Here is a 16461-nt window from a genome sequence, read left to right as displayed (position 1 = left end):
AAATCGCGTGGTGAGTTTTCTTACCTTATATTACTGAAGTAGTTGAACTATGTTGCGAATTGCAATTAATGGATATGGTCGTATAGGTCGTTCATTGCTTAGGTCAATTTATGAAAGTGGCTATCGACAGCATTTCCAAGTTGTTGCTATCAATGAACTTTCTGATATTGATACGATGAGCTACCTTACTCGCTATGATACAACTCATGGTAGATTCCCCAAGCCTGTTTCGGTAGATGGCAGTAGGCTTGTAATCGGGGAAGACGTTGTCCAATGCTTTTCAGAAAAAGACCCTGCTAATATCGACTGGCAATCCTTAAATATCGATTTGCTATTGGAATGTTCGGGCAGTTTTTCAAGCCGTTATGATGCGCAAAAGTATCTTGATTCGGGGGCTCCAAGATTGCTGTTGTCTCAGCCAGCTTCTGCAGATGTCGATGCTACCATCGTTTATGGCTTCAATGAAAAAGACATTTCAGCAACACACACTATTGTCTCTGCGGCATCTTGTACCACTAATTGTGTTATCCCTATATTTGATGCGTTGCAATCCCTATGTGGTTTAGAGCATGGTACGACGCAAACTATTCATTCGGCGATGAACGATCAGCCAGTGATTGATGCATACCATACAAAAGATCTTCGGCTAACACGAGCCGCATTAAGCTCCATTATTCCTGTCGATACTGGGTTGGCTAAAGGGATAGCAAGGCTCATGCCTATGTTAAGTGGAAAGATAGAATGTAACGCCGTTCGTGTTCCAACGCTTAACGTCTCAGTGATTGATATGGTAGTGCGTACGAGTACTGAAGTGACCGTCGAGCAGGTTAATGCCGCGCTTAAAGAGGCTGCTATGGGTAAATACGCGGGGATTGTCGGTTTTACTCAAGAGCCGCATGCCTCTGTTGACTTTAATCATGACCCTCGCTCTGTCATCATTGACGGCACTCAAACGAAAGTAGTTGATGGTCGAATGGTTAAGTTACTTTGTTGGTTTGATAATGAATGGGGGTATGCGAACAGAATGTTGGATGTAGCCTCTCATTGGGGCGCTATTTTAGAGCGCACTTCTCTAACTAACGAATAGTTCTGCACCTTGCTCAGTATTGTATGAGCAGTCTGCTGTATTAAGTTATATCTTATAATAAAGTTATATCTCGAAACTGGAATTTTAAAACGACGAGGAATCGTGCATGACCGTAATTAAAATGACTGATTTGGACTTGGAAAATAAGCGAGTTCTGATTCGTGAAGACCTAAACGTACCTGTAAAAGAAGGCAAAGTGACCAGTGATGCGCGTATTCGTGCGGCACTGCCTACGATCAAAGCGGCCTTAGAAGCGAATGCAAAAGTCATCGTTATGTCTCACCTTGGGCGCCCAACTGAAGGTGAATATGCGCAAGAGTTTTCCATGCAGCCTGTTGCCGATCATTTAGGTGGGTTGCTTGGGCAAGAAGTGCCATTAGTTAAAGACTGGCTAGACGGCGTTGATGTTGAAGCAGGACAGCTTATTATTGTTGAAAATGTTCGATTCAACAAAGGTGAGAAGAAAGACGATGAAGCGCTTGCGAAGAAAATGGCGGCGCTTTGCGATGTTTACGTGATGGACGCTTTTGGTACTGCGCATAGAGCCCAAGCTTCAACGCATGGCGTGGCAAAATTTGCACCAGTCGCCTGTGCTGGCCCATTGCTAGCCGCTGAATTGGATGCATTAGAAAAAGCACTAGCGACGCCAGCTCGCCCAATGGCAGCTATTGTCGGTGGTTCAAAAGTATCAACAAAACTGACTGTTTTAGAGTCGTTGTCTGATAAAGTTGATCAGCTTATTGTTGGTGGCGGTATCGCGAATACTTTCTTAGCGGCAGCAGGGTTTCCAGTTGGTAAGTCCTTGTATGAAGAAGGTCTGATCCCGCAAGCAAAAGCGTTAATGGAAAAAACGAATATTCCGTTGCCTGAAGATGTTGTAGTGGCAACAGAGTTTTCCGCAACGGCGCAAGCGGTTGTTAAAAGTGCGGCGGATGTAGGTCCAGATGACATGATTTTGGACATTGGTCCTAAGGCCGCTGCAACATTGTCTGCGTTGCTGGAAGACTCGAAAACCATTATCTGGAATGGGCCCGTTGGTGTGTTTGAATTCGATCAGTTTGGCGAAGGTACCAAGACGCTTTCATTGGCGATTGCTAAAAGCGAAGGGTTCTCTATCGCGGGCGGCGGTGATACGTTAGCAGCAGTCGACAAGTATGACATTGCAGAGCAAGTCTCCTATATTTCTACAGGGGGAGGCGCGTTCCTTGAATTTGTCGAAGGGAAAGTACTTCCTGCGGTTGCTATGTTAGAATCTCGCGCATAATACCGATAGCGTGCTATGCTTGCGTGTATTCGCAAATAGACTTAATGTCGCGTAAGAAATAAAAGCAACTTAGATTGCGTGAGGTACTCAGGTTATGCCTAAGTACCTCAAAAAAATTAGAAAAAGGCGTAAAGCCGAGTCACACTCTTTAAGTATTGAGTTCGATATTAAGTGTTGAATGCAATGGTTAAAGAATGAAAATAATAAACGGTATCTGTTTGATACAAGCAAGATTCCAGAGAGAGTGACCGAGTCTACTTAAAGATAGACATGACAATTATAAGGCGTAAGCCACATGTGACACACATGCACATGCATTAAAAAACCAGAGAGTTGAAATTAACTCAGTTTCTGCTTTAACAGTAGAAGCACTTATTGTCAGAGGAAACCTTTATGCCTTTAATTAGTATGCGTCAGCTGCTAGATCATGCAGCAGAACACAGTTACGGATTGCCTGCATTCAATGTGAACAACATGGAGCAGGTTAAAGCCATCATGGAAGCCGCAGATGAGGTAAATTCACCTGTCATCATGCAAGCTTCTGCTGGTGCGCGTAAATATGCAGGGTCGCATTTTTTGCGTCATTTAATTGCTGCGGCAATCGAAGATTTTCCGCATATCCCGGTAGTCATGCACCAGGATCACGGGACGTCACCTGCAATATGTCAACGTTCAATTCAATTGGGCTTTTCATCAGTTATGATGGATGGCTCTCTTATGGCAGACGGAAAAACGCCGGCTAGCTACGAATATAACATTGATGTGACACGAAGAACGGTTGAGTTCGCACACGCTTGTGGTGTTTCTGTTGAAGGTGAACTTGGCTGTCTTGGTTCCCTTGAAACGGGTCAAGCGGGTGAAGAAGATGGTGTTGGTGCAGAAGGTATATTGTCTCATGCACAAATGCTGACAGATCCTGATGAAGCGAAAGAGTTCGTGGAAGCGACAGGCGTTGATGCGTTAGCTGTGGCGATCGGTACTAGTCATGGTGTTTACAAGTTTACACGTCCGCCAACAGGTGACATTCTGGATATTGATCGTATTAGTACGATTGCAGAGAAACTGCCGAACACACATATTGTGTTGCATGGGTCGTCGTCAGTTCCACAAGATTGGCTGTCGGTTATCAATGAGTATGGCGGCGAAATTCCAGAAACGTACGGCGTACCAGTAGAAGAAATCGTGAAAGCGATTCGCTTTGGTGTACGTAAGGTGAATATCGACACCGATTTGCGTTTGGCTGCAACAGGTGCAATTCGTCGTAGCTTAGCTGAGCACAAAGGTAACTTTGACCCACGTAAGTATTTGACAGAAAGCATCAAAGCGATGAAAGCGGTTTGTATTGATCGCTATGAGGCATTTGGTTGTGCTGGGCAAGCGTCACGCATTACTCCAATTGACCTAGAAGAAATGGCTGTGCTTTATGAGCAAGGTAAATACAGCCAAGGCCGCAAGTTCTAAACGAGCGTTAAAACACGAGTAGCGAGCATTTTTTTCAAAATAATGAAAAAAAAGGTTGACCCATAAACTGGTTCACCTATAATGCTCGCCATTCCAAGCGGGAGTGGTGGAATTGGTAGACACGCTGGATTTAGGTTCCAGTGCTTCACGGCGTGAGAGTTCGAGTCTCTCCTTCCGCACCATATTTAAAAAGCTGACTATATGTCGGCTTTTTTTATGTCTTTTTTTTATCTCAGATTATTTTTCCTCAGCGATAAGGTTAGAATGTACTTTTAGTGCGTTTAATGGATCTATCAATGCTGAAAGCCTTTCACCCTGTTAAAGCTCTTGTTTCACTGTGTATTTTGCTACTATCGAGCATTGGGGTGAGTGGGAACCTAAATTCATATCTGGTGAGTACGGAAGACTTTTTTAATCAGTTTCCTGCTGAGAAAGTTCTATCCGATCAATTTTCTACGCGAGCTAGCTCTCCTCCTTCGCCTATTGTAATTAATCAATCAAAGCCTATTCGAATTGTCTTGGTGGTTTCATCACCGCTTGACGATATAGAAAACAGAACGTTCCTATACAGCTTTAAGAAGCGCCTTCAGGAGCTTCGCATTAATTATCGCCTTGAACTTTTCCCAGTACCCCCGTTGGAGGGCGTTCTGCTTAGCGAGCATTTTTATGGCAGTGATGCGATAACAGCAGACTATCTTGTGTTTGACCAATTATCTCCGACTTTTTTGCCTTTGATTGAGCGCGCATTAAAAACGAAGTCTCCAAAAGTCATACTTAGAAATGTCGTTACGCCGATAAAAAGCTGGTTAAATCATTCCCCTTTGCTTTACTTGGGAGTCGATGAAAATAAATCAATGGATCAGCTTGCAAGCTATCTTGCTCGTCAAGTCCCTGATGGCGCAATGATCGACGCTTTGACGGTTCAAGGAAATGCATTGGCTCAATTGAAGTGCGATTATTTCTTTGACGCATTGCAGAAACGCGGTATTCGGGTCCGTCAGTCTTTAGAGGTTGAGAATACGGTCGCTGAAGCAGAAAAGGCGGCTGCGTATTTGCTTAAGGGAATGCCTGCACCTTATTTTATATTTGGGTGTACGGAGAACATGTCTCGGGGCATTGTTGAGGCAATTAGACATAATCCTCAAGCGATTGTAACGACAAATAGTTGGGGAAAAGACGCTCATGAAATTGAGTGGTTAGAGCAGGGGTATGTCTCTGTGATTGTTTTACCGATGCAAGATAATCTTGCCATAGCGCTTGCTGAGGCACTCAAGAATGAACTGAATTTCGATCTTGTTCCTAAAATATACATTGCTCAGACGTCGCTTCTAACACAAGATATGGACTCAGAAAGTGCAAATTTAATGTTTCAACAAGCGTATCAATACGCATCATTATTATGGCAGCAGGAATGAGGCTAAATGAAATGACAGGAATGTGTCGCTAACGTCATGGTAAAACTAAGTTTAAGAAAGCTGTTTCTATCCCGTTTGTTTGTATTGTGCGCTGTCTTCGCTGTTGCAACGACCGGTGTGACGTATTTCTATATGCAGCAGGGATTAAAGAGAGAAGCACACGACGCATTGCATGAACGTCTTGAGCGTGTACGACAAAGCTTTGTATCGTATCTCGATAGGGCTGAGTTTGAAGTCGGCTATCTAAGTTTACAGATGCAGCTTGGTAACCCCAAGAAGGGAGAAGAACTTGATCTCTTGTTTGCACAGCACGATATTCTTTTTTTCGGTGGCTTGGACTTCTTTTTAATACAGCATTCTGACGGTAGGGTATTGGCTGACCCAAGAGCGCGTCTTTATACGACAGAAAAAATCGAAGAGTTAATTGGAGTGAGTCGCACAAATGACTGGGCGACAGTAAAAACTCAGGATGGCGCAACTTTTTTTATCTATAAAAAGAAGCTTGCAAGAGCGAATGCTAATAGCCTTGGTTATTTGTATGGTTTCATTTCATTAAACAGCAACTTAACGTTAGCCAGTGAATTATTAAAGACGGCTGATGCCGATAATATTGTTATTTTGGATGAGAAAGGCAATAAGCTGTTAGATGAGTCCACGCCGGAGTTCATTCTTTACCCTGAGCAAGCTGTGGTCAGTGCCGACCTAGACTTGCCTGTCCGGGGGACCCACTATCGCGTCCAGTTAACGAATACGGAAGCGCCCTCGAATGATTTGGTAAAGCGTATTGCTAAATTATTTGGCGTTAGCTTCGCGCTTTTCTTATTCGTTTATATGGTCGTGCGTGCTCTAGTACAAAGAGTGATTTTTGATCAACTTGATCGCTTGCCATACTACAGTGGTGATGCGCAGAATACCTTTACAGAGTTTCAGGCGACTGTTTCTAGGATTAATGTTAGTCAAGCCGAGTACTCTGCATTAGATCGCCGCTTTCAGCTTTTACTTGAATCAACGCATTGTGCAATCATTTTTTGTGATGAGCTTGCTGGAATAGAAAGCATGAACAAAGAGGCAAAGCGTATTTTTCCTGAGTACGAGAATGCAAAAACGATCTTTGACTTCACGCCTTTAGATTGCCATCAGCCGATACAGAAAGCGTTAAAAGGAGAGTTGTGGGTAAGCTTTCCGATGGAAATACCCTCTATTGATACGATATACGAATGGCAGCTTATTCCCTTTTTTAATGAAAGCTCCTATCGTGGCATTGTTATGATAGGCAAAAATGTGACACACGAAAGGCGTTTGTCATGGCAGTTAGAACAGCTTCAACCTGCGCTTGCGATTAATCGTCCTCAATTAGATATCAATATATTGTTGGAAGAGCTGATGCACCTTGCCTCGCATCATGAATACAGTGAGTATGATATTCGCTTTTGGCTTACTGCATTATTGGGAACGTTTAAGGAGATCCGAGAAGAGCCAGAAGAGGTTATGGAAACTCGACCTTTTGGTGAATTGGTTGAGCAAGAATGTACTTACATTGAGAGCTTGCTTGTCGGCTTAGAGACGTTGGGCGTTGAAATTGATTGCCCGTTAGCGCATGCGCATATCCAAGGCTATTGGAATCGAGATATGTGTAATCTAATTCGTTTATTTTTATTGATGGCGGCGGATAGCAAGAAAGACGCTAAAAAAGTGTCGTTCCGCTTTAGTTCCGATCGGCTTCAGGTCAGTTTAAATGATGGAGCCAATGCACGTGCTCTTTATCCATGGATGACTCAAAAGCTCGCTGAGGCAATGAGAGGAGAAGTAAAAACATCTCGTCACAAAACATTGTCAGTCAATATCCCGGTCAATATTCAGTCTAGAAGTGGTGGGCATAAGCCTTTACCAGCGGACTTAACATTAGCCATCGTTGACTTTGATGCAGATACTGAGCGCGTTATTCGTAATATTTCGACTAAGCTTAATGTTAAATTAATTGACTTTGAAAGCGCGGAATCATTTTTTAAATTGCAGCGCAGAGTAGACAGCAATATTGATGCGTTGTTGATCGGTCATCATGCGGTTGTTGAAAATGATAAAAATTTTGTTGAAGTGCTTCAGACTCAATATAACCGGACTGATTTGCCGATTGTAAATATTGGGAAGCAAGTGTACCTATCAAATAGTATGCTTGAGCGATACCCAAATTTAACTGGGACGCTGTTTGATTATAACGTGTTTAAAGCCGTTGAACGTTGCTTGCTTAGACCACCGATTAACCCTCTTCAGTCGGAGTTTATGCAAACGCATGAAGACGAGTGCTATCTTGTGGGTGGGTCGAGAGTGACGCAGGCTGTTTGGCAAACAGAGTTAGAGAAGCTGAAAGTCGCTTCTCATTGGGTTGCCAGCATTGAGGATGTAGAGGCGCTCGTAATGTATCGTGATAAAGTGCGTATTATTTTGTTAGAACCTGTTGAGGTTGATACATTGAAGACGCTTTGTAAAAACTACCCGAATAACAAGTGGGTCACGATTACACCTCAACCTCATTTGCCAAAACCTGTGATACTAAGCGAAATGCAAGTACCATACACCGATATAAAAATAGGTCGGCTCATCACACGACTAAAAAAGTTAAAAAATAGGAGATAAATTCAGTGAGTAAAATTGGCCTAATTGGCGCAATGGATGAAGAAGTAGCCGTTATAAAAGAGTGGATGACGGACATTCAACAAGAGAGTGTCGCAGGCTGTGAGTTTTTTGTTGGGAAGTTGGATGGCGTTGATGTTGTTCTGCAGAAATCTGGAATTGGCAAAGTAAATGCCGCATTGTCTACGACATTGTTGTTGAATAATTATGCTCCAGACAAGGTTATCAATATTGGTTCTGCTGGCGGCTTCGGTCCAGACCTTGAAGTGGGCGACGTCGTGATTTCGAGTGATGTAGTACATCATGATGTTGACGTAACCGTATTTGGTTACGAGTTAGGTCAGGTGCCAAACCTCCCTGCGACTTATGAGGCGGATGCTCAACTTAAGACCTGCGCTGTAAATGCAGTTGAGACACTTGGAAAAGTGAAGGCGAAAATAGGATTAATTGGATCGGGCGATGTTTTCATGTGTGAAGCAGGTCGCGTTGCACAAGCGAGGGAAGCTTTTCCAACCATGATCGCGGTTGAAATGGAGGCCGCTGCTGTTGCGCAGGTATGCTACAAATTTGAAACTCCTTTTGTCGTTGTGCGTTCGTTGTCTGATGTCGCAGACAAAGAATCTCCTGCAAGCTTTGAAGAGTATTTAAAAGTGGCGGCGGAAAACTCGTCTAGAATGATCCGTGAAATGATTAAAGAGTTGTAACTCTGTGAGTAGATGTCTTAACCGAAATATTGCCTTTTGTTTTTCTGTTTTAGGTGCCAGTGTTCTCTCTGGCATCGTTGCGGCCGAAGATAATGTCTCCCCTACTAAGAGTGACGATACATTTTGGTTGAACAGTACTCATGAAAGTGTCTCTCAAACTATTGGGCAGTGGTCTAATGGATTGGATGCGTTCTTTTCTGGTCATGAAAGTCGAGCGCAAAGTCAGAGCTATGTCAGTTTTAGGTTCGGCCCTATTATCGGCGAAGAGAGCACAACGGGTTTTTTTGATTTTCAGACGCGTCTCCGGTTACCGAATACAAAAGATCGCTTAAAGTTAGTGATTGAATCCGATGCAGATACGCTTACACAAACGAACCAAACTGGTGAATCCTCGCAAGACCGATCTGTCACGGATTCGGCGATTGATACTCAGGTTTCCGCGGCGATACGTTATGTTAAGCGTGAATGGAATGCAGATATTGATGCAGGGGTCTTGCTGGATTTTCCGTTGGACCCGTTTGCTAGAATACGGTTTTATCAATCAGGCCGTCTGGGGCGTTTTGATTGGGCTCAAAACCAATCCGCGTTTAGTTATTATTCCAAAGGTGAAGGTGCCGCTTATAAATTCGGTATATCGACGCCTTTCATAGGAGAGACTCGAACGGGTTTTGACCTTGGTGTATCTTGGTTAAGGAAAGAGACGACCTATTTTCGTCAGGATATCTATGTAAACCAATCACTGAACGAAAAATCCAAAGTTCGCTATCAACTGAGCTTTTTGCAATCTGGGGGGCAAGATCCCGAGCTCGATTCTTACCTCTATTATGTAGAATATCAGAAGCTTTTATATAAAAACTGGCTAATTGGCCGAGTAAAGCCGCAGATGACTCACCCTGAGGACGATGATTTTAAGGGATCCGCTTCACTGACTTTGTCTTTGGAAGTCTTGCTTGGTGAAGAGTACCTATAAGCATTCGTTAGTGCTCAGAATATTCCTTTTCTATGGGCGAACAGATCGCAATAGATCAACGAAATTCGTATAATGCCTCAGTTTAAATACCAGTAACCGCATATTTGAGTGATACCATGAGACCTGACCAAATTCAGCCTGAGCTCTATGAGCAGCAGTTAGATGAGAAAGTAGATGCTCTTAAAGCCTTAATGGCCGAATTTTCTATGCCCGAGCTTAATGTATATAAAAGCGCTGAAACACATTATCGAATGCGTGCAGAATTTAGAGTTTGGCATGATGGCGATGACATGTACTACGCCATGTTTGATTCTAAGGACCCGAGAACGCCGATTCGAGTCGATCAGTTTCCGGTGGCATCAAAGCTCATTAACGAGTTGATGCCCGCTTTGCTTGAAGCGGTACGACATGTACCTATATTGCGACATAAGTTGTTTCAGGTGGACTTTTTAACGACTCAGACGGGTGAGGCTCTAATCAGTCTGTTGTATCACAAACCTATTGATGATGAATGGGAAGACGCCGCAAAAGAGCTCAATAAGTCTTTTCCAGCATGCCACTTTATCGGGCGAAGCCGTAAGAAGAAAAAGGTTCTAACGCGCGATTTCGTAATGGAAACGTTGACGGTGAATGGTCAGAAATATCATTATCAACAAGTGGAAAACAGCTTTACCCAACCGAATGCAGGCATCAGTGAAAAAATGCTTGAGTGGGCTATGGACGTAACACAAGGTTGCTCCGGTGACTTGCTTGAAATGTACTGTGGTAACGGTAACTTCTCTATTCCTCTGGCGCGCCGCTTTGATCAGGTCATTGGTACGGAAATCGCCAAGGTCTCAGTAAATTCTGCGTCATTAAATATCGCGATGAACGGCATGAAGAACGTGCAAGTTGTAAAAATGGCCAGTGAGGATGTTTCCGCCGCTCTGAATGGAGAGGGTGAATTACCTAAAGCCTTGGTTCAAGCTGGAATGGCCAATCTATCGCCATCCGTTGTGCTTGTGGATCCACCGCGTGCGGGGTTGGATGACGCTACTGTAGAACTCGTTCGAAAAGTCGATAAAATTCTATACATTTCTTGCAACCCTGAGACGCTAAAAAATAACATGCAAGCACTTAGTTCTACTCATGACGTAACGCGTTTCGCGCTATTCGACCAGTTTCCATATACTCATCACGTAGAGGCGGGTGTATTTTTGGAGCGACGCTAGTTTCGTTATAACCAATAACTATTCGCTACGGCCTCCAAGTGCAGGTAGTATTTTATTAGAAGTAGAGGCGAATAGTTTTGAGCGTCTTAAGCGTTAACGCTGATTGTCTGACCTAAAGCTGCTTCAGGGCTAATATTATACTGCGTTACGACGCTGGCGCTCTGAGTAGAGTTGGCAGCAGGGTCAGCAGATTGGCTTCCAGCATTAGGAGAAGCCAGTGTTTGGGTCGTATCGGCATCGTCCACTTCCTCTGTTTCGCTAGACTCGTTTTGCTGAGGTGGAGGCGCTGCGACAACTTGTTCAGCAATTTCTGCTTTGTCCCTTTCTATCGGCGTTTGTGTGGACTCAACGGCTGAGTTTGTTGGTTGTGAGACCTCTCTAAGCTCAGCCTGGTTGGTTTCAGCTAAATCTCGTTGTTCGCTCTGTGCCTGTGACGAGTCGGTTTCATTGGATTCGGCAACCGTTGTGCGCTGTTGAGTCTCTAAGGCGAGTTGTCTTCCGGTGTCTGAGATGGCAACCTGTACATCTGGTGAGGATTGTAAGGGACTATCGCTGTCAATTGATGTCTCTGAAATCGCAGGCGCAGACGTAGGTGACGCGACAGGAGAGATTGCTTGATTTGAGATTGCGTCGATAGTCATAACGCACCTGTGCCTTTGTTGATCAAATAATAGTCATTCTAGGGCGTTTTTTATGACTTCGCTAGTTAAATTGCGCACGAAACGTGTAAATTAATGTGTCTTGCGGAGAATTCATATCATATTTCTAAACATTCATATGTCGTAAATACGACAAATTTTCATGTTGTGGTATCATAACGCGCATAATTTGTCCCCACCACCATAGAGAAGTCAGAAAAGCTATGAGCAATACCTCATTAGACAAAGCAAAAATTAAAATTTTGTTATTGGAAGGCGTGCATCAGTCAGCACTGGATGCTTTAAATGCGGCTGGTTACCAAAACATTGAATATCATAAAACAGCGCTTGCTGAAGATGAGCTAATCGAAAAAATTTCGGAAGCGCATTTTATTGGTATCCGTTCTCGTACTCAACTTACTGCAAAAGTTCTTGAGCATGCTAATAAACTGGCTGCTATTGGTTGCTTCTGTATTGGTACTAATCAGGTTGACCTAGAAGCAGCGTCTGCCAAAGGTGTTGCTGTTTTCAATGCGCCTTACTCAAATACTCGCAGTGTTGCAGAGCTTGTGATCGGTCAGCTGATCTTGTTGTTGCGTGGTGTGCCTGAGAAAAATGCAATCTGTCATCGTGGTGGATGGATGAAGTCTGCGGTGGGTTCCTACGAAACGCGCGGTAAGCGTTTGGGTATTATCGGTTACGGTAGCATTGGTACGCAGCTTTCTGTGCTTGCTGAGTCGTTGGGTATGGAAGTGTGTTTTTATGACATCGTTACTAAGTTACCACTGGGTAACGCTCGTCAGGTAAAATCGCTGAAAGAGCTTTTGTCCACAAGCGACGTGATCAGCTTGCATGTTCCTGAAACGGTTTCGACCAAAATGATGATTGGTGAAAAAGAAGTCTCTCAAATGAAAGAAGGGGCAATCTTCATCAATGCATCACGCGGAACGGTTGCAAACCTAGATGCGGTTGCTGAGTCGATCAAAGCGGGCAAACTAAGGGGCGCTGCTGTCGATGTATTCCCTGTTGAGCCTAAGAGCAACACAGAAGAATTCGTTTCTCCGCTTCGTGGGTTAGACAATGTGATTTTGACGCCTCATGTCGGTGGTTCGACAATGGAAGCTCAGGAAAACATTGGTGTAGAAGTCGCAGAAAAACTAATTCAATTCTCCGATGTGGGTACGACGATTGCAGCTGTGAACTTCCCAGAAGTGGCTTTGCCTGCGCAAGCTGATATGCATCGTATTCTTCATATTCATGAAAACCGTCCTGGCGTATTGTCTAAAATCAACTCTGTATTTTCAGACAATAATATTAATATTTCTGGTCAGTACTTACGTACGACGGAATCTTTGGGCTACATGGTAATGGATGTAGACGCAGAGATGGGCGAACTTGCTCTTGAAAAAGTAAAAGAAGTAGATGGCACGATTCGCGCACGCGTATTGTTCTAATCATACTTGGTCGTTTAAAAATGACATAAAAAAACCAGCTGAGGCTGGTTTTTTTATGTCTGACTATTTTTTCAGCGCTTAGCGTTAGCCCGGTATACCTTTTAGCTCTGTATACCTAAGGTGGAGGTAATATCGCTAATTTTTTGTTTGATCTGGTTTGCCATATTGGAAAGGAACTGTTCCGACTCTTCCGCCTGAGTTCGAATTTTTTCGACTGAGGTGTTTAACGAATTCATACCCAGTTTTTGGTCCGCAGCGTACCCTGTTGCTTTCTGTGATAAGCGTGATGATTGTTGTGACTTCTCAAGCACTTCTTCTGCTGAGTGACCTAGGTCGGTCGTTAATCCGCGTTGCTCACTCGTAGCAGATTCAATCAAATCTAGATTTTTTCTGAGGGAGTCTGTTGAGGTCGTTAGGCTGCTGAATATCGCTGTAATCTCTTCCAAGGATTGTTGGGTACGACTAGAAAGGCTTCGTACTTCAGACGCGACAACAGCGAACCCTCTGCCGTGTTCACCTGCTCGTGCAGCTTCAATGGCAGCATTCAAAGCCAGTAAGTTAGTTTGCTCGGATATGTCACGAATGCCTGTCACTATCGAGTTCGCATTGGAAACGGATGACTCTAGGCTCATCAAAGCGCCTTTACTGGTCTGCAGGCGTGATACCGTCGTGTTGTTGGCCTCTGCTAGAAGGTGGGCTTGCTTTCTACTTTGTTCCATAGAGGAGCTGGTATCTTTTGCGTAGCTCTCAACCTCTTTTGCTCTAACCTCTGCCTTGCTCGCTAAGACATCAACTTGAGCGGTAAGCTCCATTGTTTCATCTAAGGCTTGGCGAGTAGATAAGCTGGTTTCGTGAACTTTACCAAAGGCATGCAGCATTTCGTTCAATGACGTTGATATATTTCTTAGTTCTACTTCTCGTGTGGATTTTTGTTGTTCAATTTGCTCTAAATATTTGTTTAGATAGCGAGTTACATCCGCAAGTTCATTGTGGCGCTTTGGTTGTTTCAAAGACGTCGTATTTTCATCTTCGGTTAGTGATTTTACTGCGTTATAGAGGTTTTTAGCGCTGTTAACCACGACTTTGCTTTGGAATAAGTGAGTCAGAATGGTGGTAGCAAGCATGATAATCACGAAAACACTAAAGGCGATAATAGTGTGTTGCTGCGTTTTTTGAGCCGACAGTTGTATCGTACTTACTCCCGCCGCGAGTGCATCTTCCAATTTACGAATCTGCTTGCGAATCAGATCTTGCGTTTTAGCGACTTGGTTGACGGTGTTTTGACTGCTTTCAACATCTTTTAAATAACGCTTCGACCAAGTCAAAAGCTCACTTTTTGTTTCTTCAAGTGGGTCCTCTAGGCTGGTGGCGTCAGTACTTTCTTCTTCCCCCCAACCCATCAAAGCAGCAAGGTCGTCACCGCCACTTTCTTCATCAGCGTTACCTGTTGCGAGAACTGGAAGCTCAGAAAAGTGCTCTACGGCTTGAATAAGTTGATTGTTTGCTTCGATAAGTAATTGCTTGTTGGCGCTTGTTGGTGCGTTGAGATAAGTGGTTTTTGCGATACTTAAATCCGTAAGGGAGACATAAATCTCGCCTTGAGAGCGCAGGTAGCCTTGTACTTTTTCAATAGGGTGTTGATCGATGTATTTCTCAATGGAGGCATGTAAGTAATCCATAGATAGAATCATCTGACGTTCGTTGTTTTCAATTAGGGCAAAAGGGTTGCCGGAAAGCTTTCCTGCCGCTCGAACATCTGTTTGTAGCGTGTTCAATACCGTATCTAGGCTTGACTGGATTGGAGTTTGAATATCCTGAGGTAAGGTATTTAGCAGAGGGTGGATATTGTCCGTAATGTAGTGCTCAGAAGCTTGTAGCTCTGATGCTTCACCAGTTGCCAAATAACTCTCAATTTTTTGCTTCAGCGTGATGGCCGAGGCTTCCCATACTTTAGTATATGCTTCATTTTGATCAAACGCGTCGCGGAACTTAAGTAGGCTCCAAAGTAGGAGGCCTACTAAAACCAACGCGATTGCGACGTAGCTAAAGGTGGTTACTCGAGTTACATGTGCAATTTTCAAATTATTAATCTCTTAGTTTTTAACGCTTCGTAACGTATATCACTTACGTTATTTACGTAGTGTTACAAATCGAGAACAAAGGTATTAAATAATTGTGACGGTAATGTTTCAGTGTCTGAAAGAGAACTTAATAAGAGCTTGTTATTAGTTTTTGTTATTGAGCGCGTATCTTCATATAACTAAATAGTCATAAAAGTGTCATACTTTCTATGTACTGTGATCAATCATTAAAGTTAATATCTATAGCTACGCTGGAGCTAAATGATTGTTCTGTTAAATAGCTTCAATACATTAGTTCAATTAATCAGATCGAATCGGGAGTGTTTAAGATGACTCTGTCTCGTCGTCAATTTGTTAAAGGTGCATCCGCTGCTGGTGCGGTTGCAGCGGCGCCTTTCTCTATAAATAAAGCCATTGCTGCTAACAAAGAGTTACGTATCTATGCTTGGGCCGGCTACATTACAGATGAAATGCTAGCGGACTTTAAAGCGAAGACAGGTATCAATGCGACATTCACTCCGTATGGAACGAATGATGAGCTAATGAACTCGCTTCGAGCTACTGACGGTACAGGCTTCGATATTATCATGCCAACAGTTGACCGTGTGCCTGGTTACCTTGATTATGACTTGGTACAACCTTTGGATACTACACGTATCAATTGGGATGGTTGTCTAGACAGCGCTATCGCTGGTTCTGAAGTGGGTGGTGTGATTGACGGTAAACGTTACTTTGCACCTTCAGACTGGGGTACGGAAGCCATTGCGTATAACACAGAGTACGCGGATGTTGATCCTAAAAACCTGAGTTACGGTGACCTTTGGAAACCAGAAAATTCAGGTGGCGTAACCGTTCGTGGCCATTCTGCTTTAGTGGGCATTGGTCTTTGGTTAGAAAAAGCAGGCAAACTTCCTTACCCACTTTTAGAGTCTTACAAAAACGAAACAGCCATGCGTGCTAACTTCGATGTGATTCTAAAAGTCGCTGTAGAGAACAAATCTGCAATTGCTCAATTCTGGTCGACTGAGAATGAAGCGCAAGGCGCATTCCGTGCTAACGGCGCGATCATTGGCCAGACTTGGGATAGCACTGCATTTAAGTTGGGGCAAGAAGGTGAGCCAGTTGCATTCGGAGCGCCTAAAGAAGGTGCTCTAGCATGGATGGAAGGTTTTGTTATTCCTAAAAATGCGAATAACGTGGATTCTGTTTATGAGTTCATTAACTGGTATTACACACCGGAAGCGGGTGCGATGTTTGTTAAGGCAACAGGTTACAATTCTACAGCCAAGGGGGCTGCGGACTTACTACCTGAAGCAACTAAGCAGTTCTTCAAAGATTCTTACACTGAGCAAGACCTTGCTAACCTATGGTGGTGGCCTATCCAAGAACCATGGTATGTGGCGCTACGTAACGAGTATCAAGACCGTTACTTATCTGCATAAGCACTTGATAGTAAAACTAAATGCCCGCTGAATTCGTTCCGCGGGCATTTCGCGTTTCATATGCTTTGTTAATTACTTTTAAGATAATCCCAAATTTTCATAT

The 16461-nt window shown here is 43.6% G+C and carries 12 protein-coding genes and 1 tRNA gene; 11 read left to right on the top strand and 2 right to left on the bottom strand.

Annotated features, from left to right (window positions below; translation table 11 throughout):
• Positions 1–49 precede the first annotated feature (49 nt).
• The 9 genes from MARME_RS20180 (at position 50) to trmA (ending at position 10743) form a co-directional block, all read left to right on the top strand.
• On the top strand, positions 50–1087 hold the full coding sequence (locus MARME_RS20180) for a type I glyceraldehyde-3-phosphate dehydrogenase (protein WP_013663124.1): 1038 nt from the start codon (positions 50–52) through the stop codon (positions 1085–1087).
• A gap of 106 nt (positions 1088–1193) precedes the next feature.
• Positions 1194–2351: a phosphoglycerate kinase gene (locus MARME_RS20175; RefSeq protein WP_013663123.1), complete on the top strand. Its 1158-nt coding sequence runs from the start codon at positions 1194–1196 to the stop codon at positions 2349–2351.
• A gap of 393 nt (positions 2352–2744) precedes the next feature.
• Positions 2745–3812, top strand: coding sequence for a class II fructose-bisphosphate aldolase (gene fba, locus MARME_RS20170; RefSeq protein ID WP_013663122.1), 1068 nt, complete (start codon positions 2745–2747; stop codon positions 3810–3812).
• A gap of 97 nt (positions 3813–3909) precedes the next feature.
• Positions 3910–3994: transfer RNA gene (locus tag MARME_RS20165), tRNA-Leu, on the top strand.
• Positions 3995–4108: 114 nt separating this feature from the next.
• Entirely contained in the window at positions 4109–5227 is a 1119-nt protein-coding gene (locus tag MARME_RS20160; RefSeq protein ID WP_013663121.1) for a type 1 periplasmic-binding domain-containing protein, read from the top strand.
• A gap of 36 nt (positions 5228–5263) precedes the next feature.
• Positions 5264–7861 (top strand): nitrogen regulation protein NR(II), encoded by a 2598-nt coding sequence (locus MARME_RS20155; protein WP_013663120.1) that lies wholly within the window; start codon positions 5264–5266, stop codon positions 7859–7861.
• Positions 7862–7866: 5 nt separating this feature from the next.
• A complete protein-coding gene (mtnN, locus tag MARME_RS20150) occupies positions 7867–8562 on the top strand; it encodes a 5'-methylthioadenosine/S-adenosylhomocysteine nucleosidase (protein WP_013663119.1) in 696 nt (231 codons plus the stop codon).
• Positions 8563–8566: 4 nt separating this feature from the next.
• Positions 8567–9532: a hypothetical protein gene (locus MARME_RS20145; RefSeq protein ID WP_013663118.1), complete on the top strand. Its 966-nt coding sequence runs from the start codon at positions 8567–8569 to the stop codon at positions 9530–9532.
• 116 nt (positions 9533–9648) lie between these two features.
• Positions 9649–10743 (top strand): tRNA (uridine(54)-C5)-methyltransferase TrmA, encoded by a 1095-nt coding sequence (gene trmA / locus MARME_RS20140; RefSeq protein ID WP_013663117.1) that lies wholly within the window; start codon positions 9649–9651, stop codon positions 10741–10743.
• Positions 10744–10829: 86 nt separating this feature from the next.
• Here the strand turns inward: trmA and MARME_RS20135 are convergent, their stop codons facing one another.
• A complete protein-coding gene (locus tag MARME_RS20135) occupies positions 10830–11384 on the bottom strand; it encodes a hypothetical protein (RefSeq protein ID WP_013663116.1) in 555 nt (184 codons plus the stop codon).
• Positions 11385–11605: 221 nt separating this feature from the next.
• On the opposite strand from MARME_RS20135, the gene serA reads away from it, so the two are divergent.
• The gene (serA, locus tag MARME_RS20130) at positions 11606–12835 is read left to right on the top strand and encodes a phosphoglycerate dehydrogenase (protein ID WP_013663115.1); all 1230 of its coding nucleotides are present in this window, start codon (positions 11606–11608) and stop codon (positions 12833–12835) included.
• Between the two features lie 101 nt (positions 12836–12936).
• On the opposite strand, the gene MARME_RS20125 is transcribed toward serA, so the two are convergent.
• Complete coding sequence (locus tag MARME_RS20125) at positions 12937–14916, bottom strand: methyl-accepting chemotaxis protein (RefSeq protein WP_013663114.1); 1980 nt, start codon at positions 14914–14916, stop codon at positions 12937–12939.
• A 329-nt stretch (positions 14917–15245) separates the two neighbouring features.
• Between MARME_RS20125 and MARME_RS20120 the strand changes: the two genes are divergently transcribed.
• Positions 15246–16358, top strand: coding sequence for an extracellular solute-binding protein (locus MARME_RS20120; RefSeq protein WP_013663113.1), 1113 nt, complete (start codon positions 15246–15248; stop codon positions 16356–16358).
• Positions 16359–16461: the final 103 nt, after the last annotated feature.

Source organism: Marinomonas mediterranea MMB-1, assembly GCF_000192865.1.
In the GTDB taxonomy this organism is placed as follows: Bacteria; Pseudomonadota; Gammaproteobacteria; order Pseudomonadales; family Marinomonadaceae; genus Marinomonas; species Marinomonas mediterranea.
This window is presented reverse-complemented; position numbering and strand designations above follow the sequence as displayed.

Bases quoted from the DNA above. Each gene is read 5' to 3' on its own strand.
- serA (WP_013663115.1), top strand. From the start codon at position 11,606: ATGAGCAATACCTCATTAGACAAAGCAAAAATTAAAATTTTGTTATTG.
- MARME_RS20155 (WP_013663120.1), top strand. From the start codon at position 5,264: ATGGTAAAACTAAGTTTAAGAAAGCTGTTTCTATCCCGTTTGTTTGTA.
- fba (WP_013663122.1), top strand. From the start codon at position 2,745: ATGCCTTTAATTAGTATGCGTCAGCTGCTAGATCATGCAGCAGAACAC.
- MARME_RS20120 (WP_013663113.1), top strand. From the start codon at position 15,246: ATGACTCTGTCTCGTCGTCAATTTGTTAAAGGTGCATCCGCTGCTGGT.
- MARME_RS20135 (WP_013663116.1), bottom strand. From the start codon at position 11,384: ATGACTATCGACGCAATCTCAAATCAAGCAATCTCTCCTGTCGCGTCA.
- MARME_RS20175 (WP_013663123.1), top strand. From the start codon at position 1,194: ATGACCGTAATTAAAATGACTGATTTGGACTTGGAAAATAAGCGAGTT.
- trmA (WP_013663117.1), top strand. From the start codon at position 9,649: ATGAGACCTGACCAAATTCAGCCTGAGCTCTATGAGCAGCAGTTAGAT.
- MARME_RS20160 (WP_013663121.1), top strand. From the start codon at position 4,109: ATGCTGAAAGCCTTTCACCCTGTTAAAGCTCTTGTTTCACTGTGTATT.
- MARME_RS20180 (WP_013663124.1), top strand. From the start codon at position 50: ATGTTGCGAATTGCAATTAATGGATATGGTCGTATAGGTCGTTCATTG.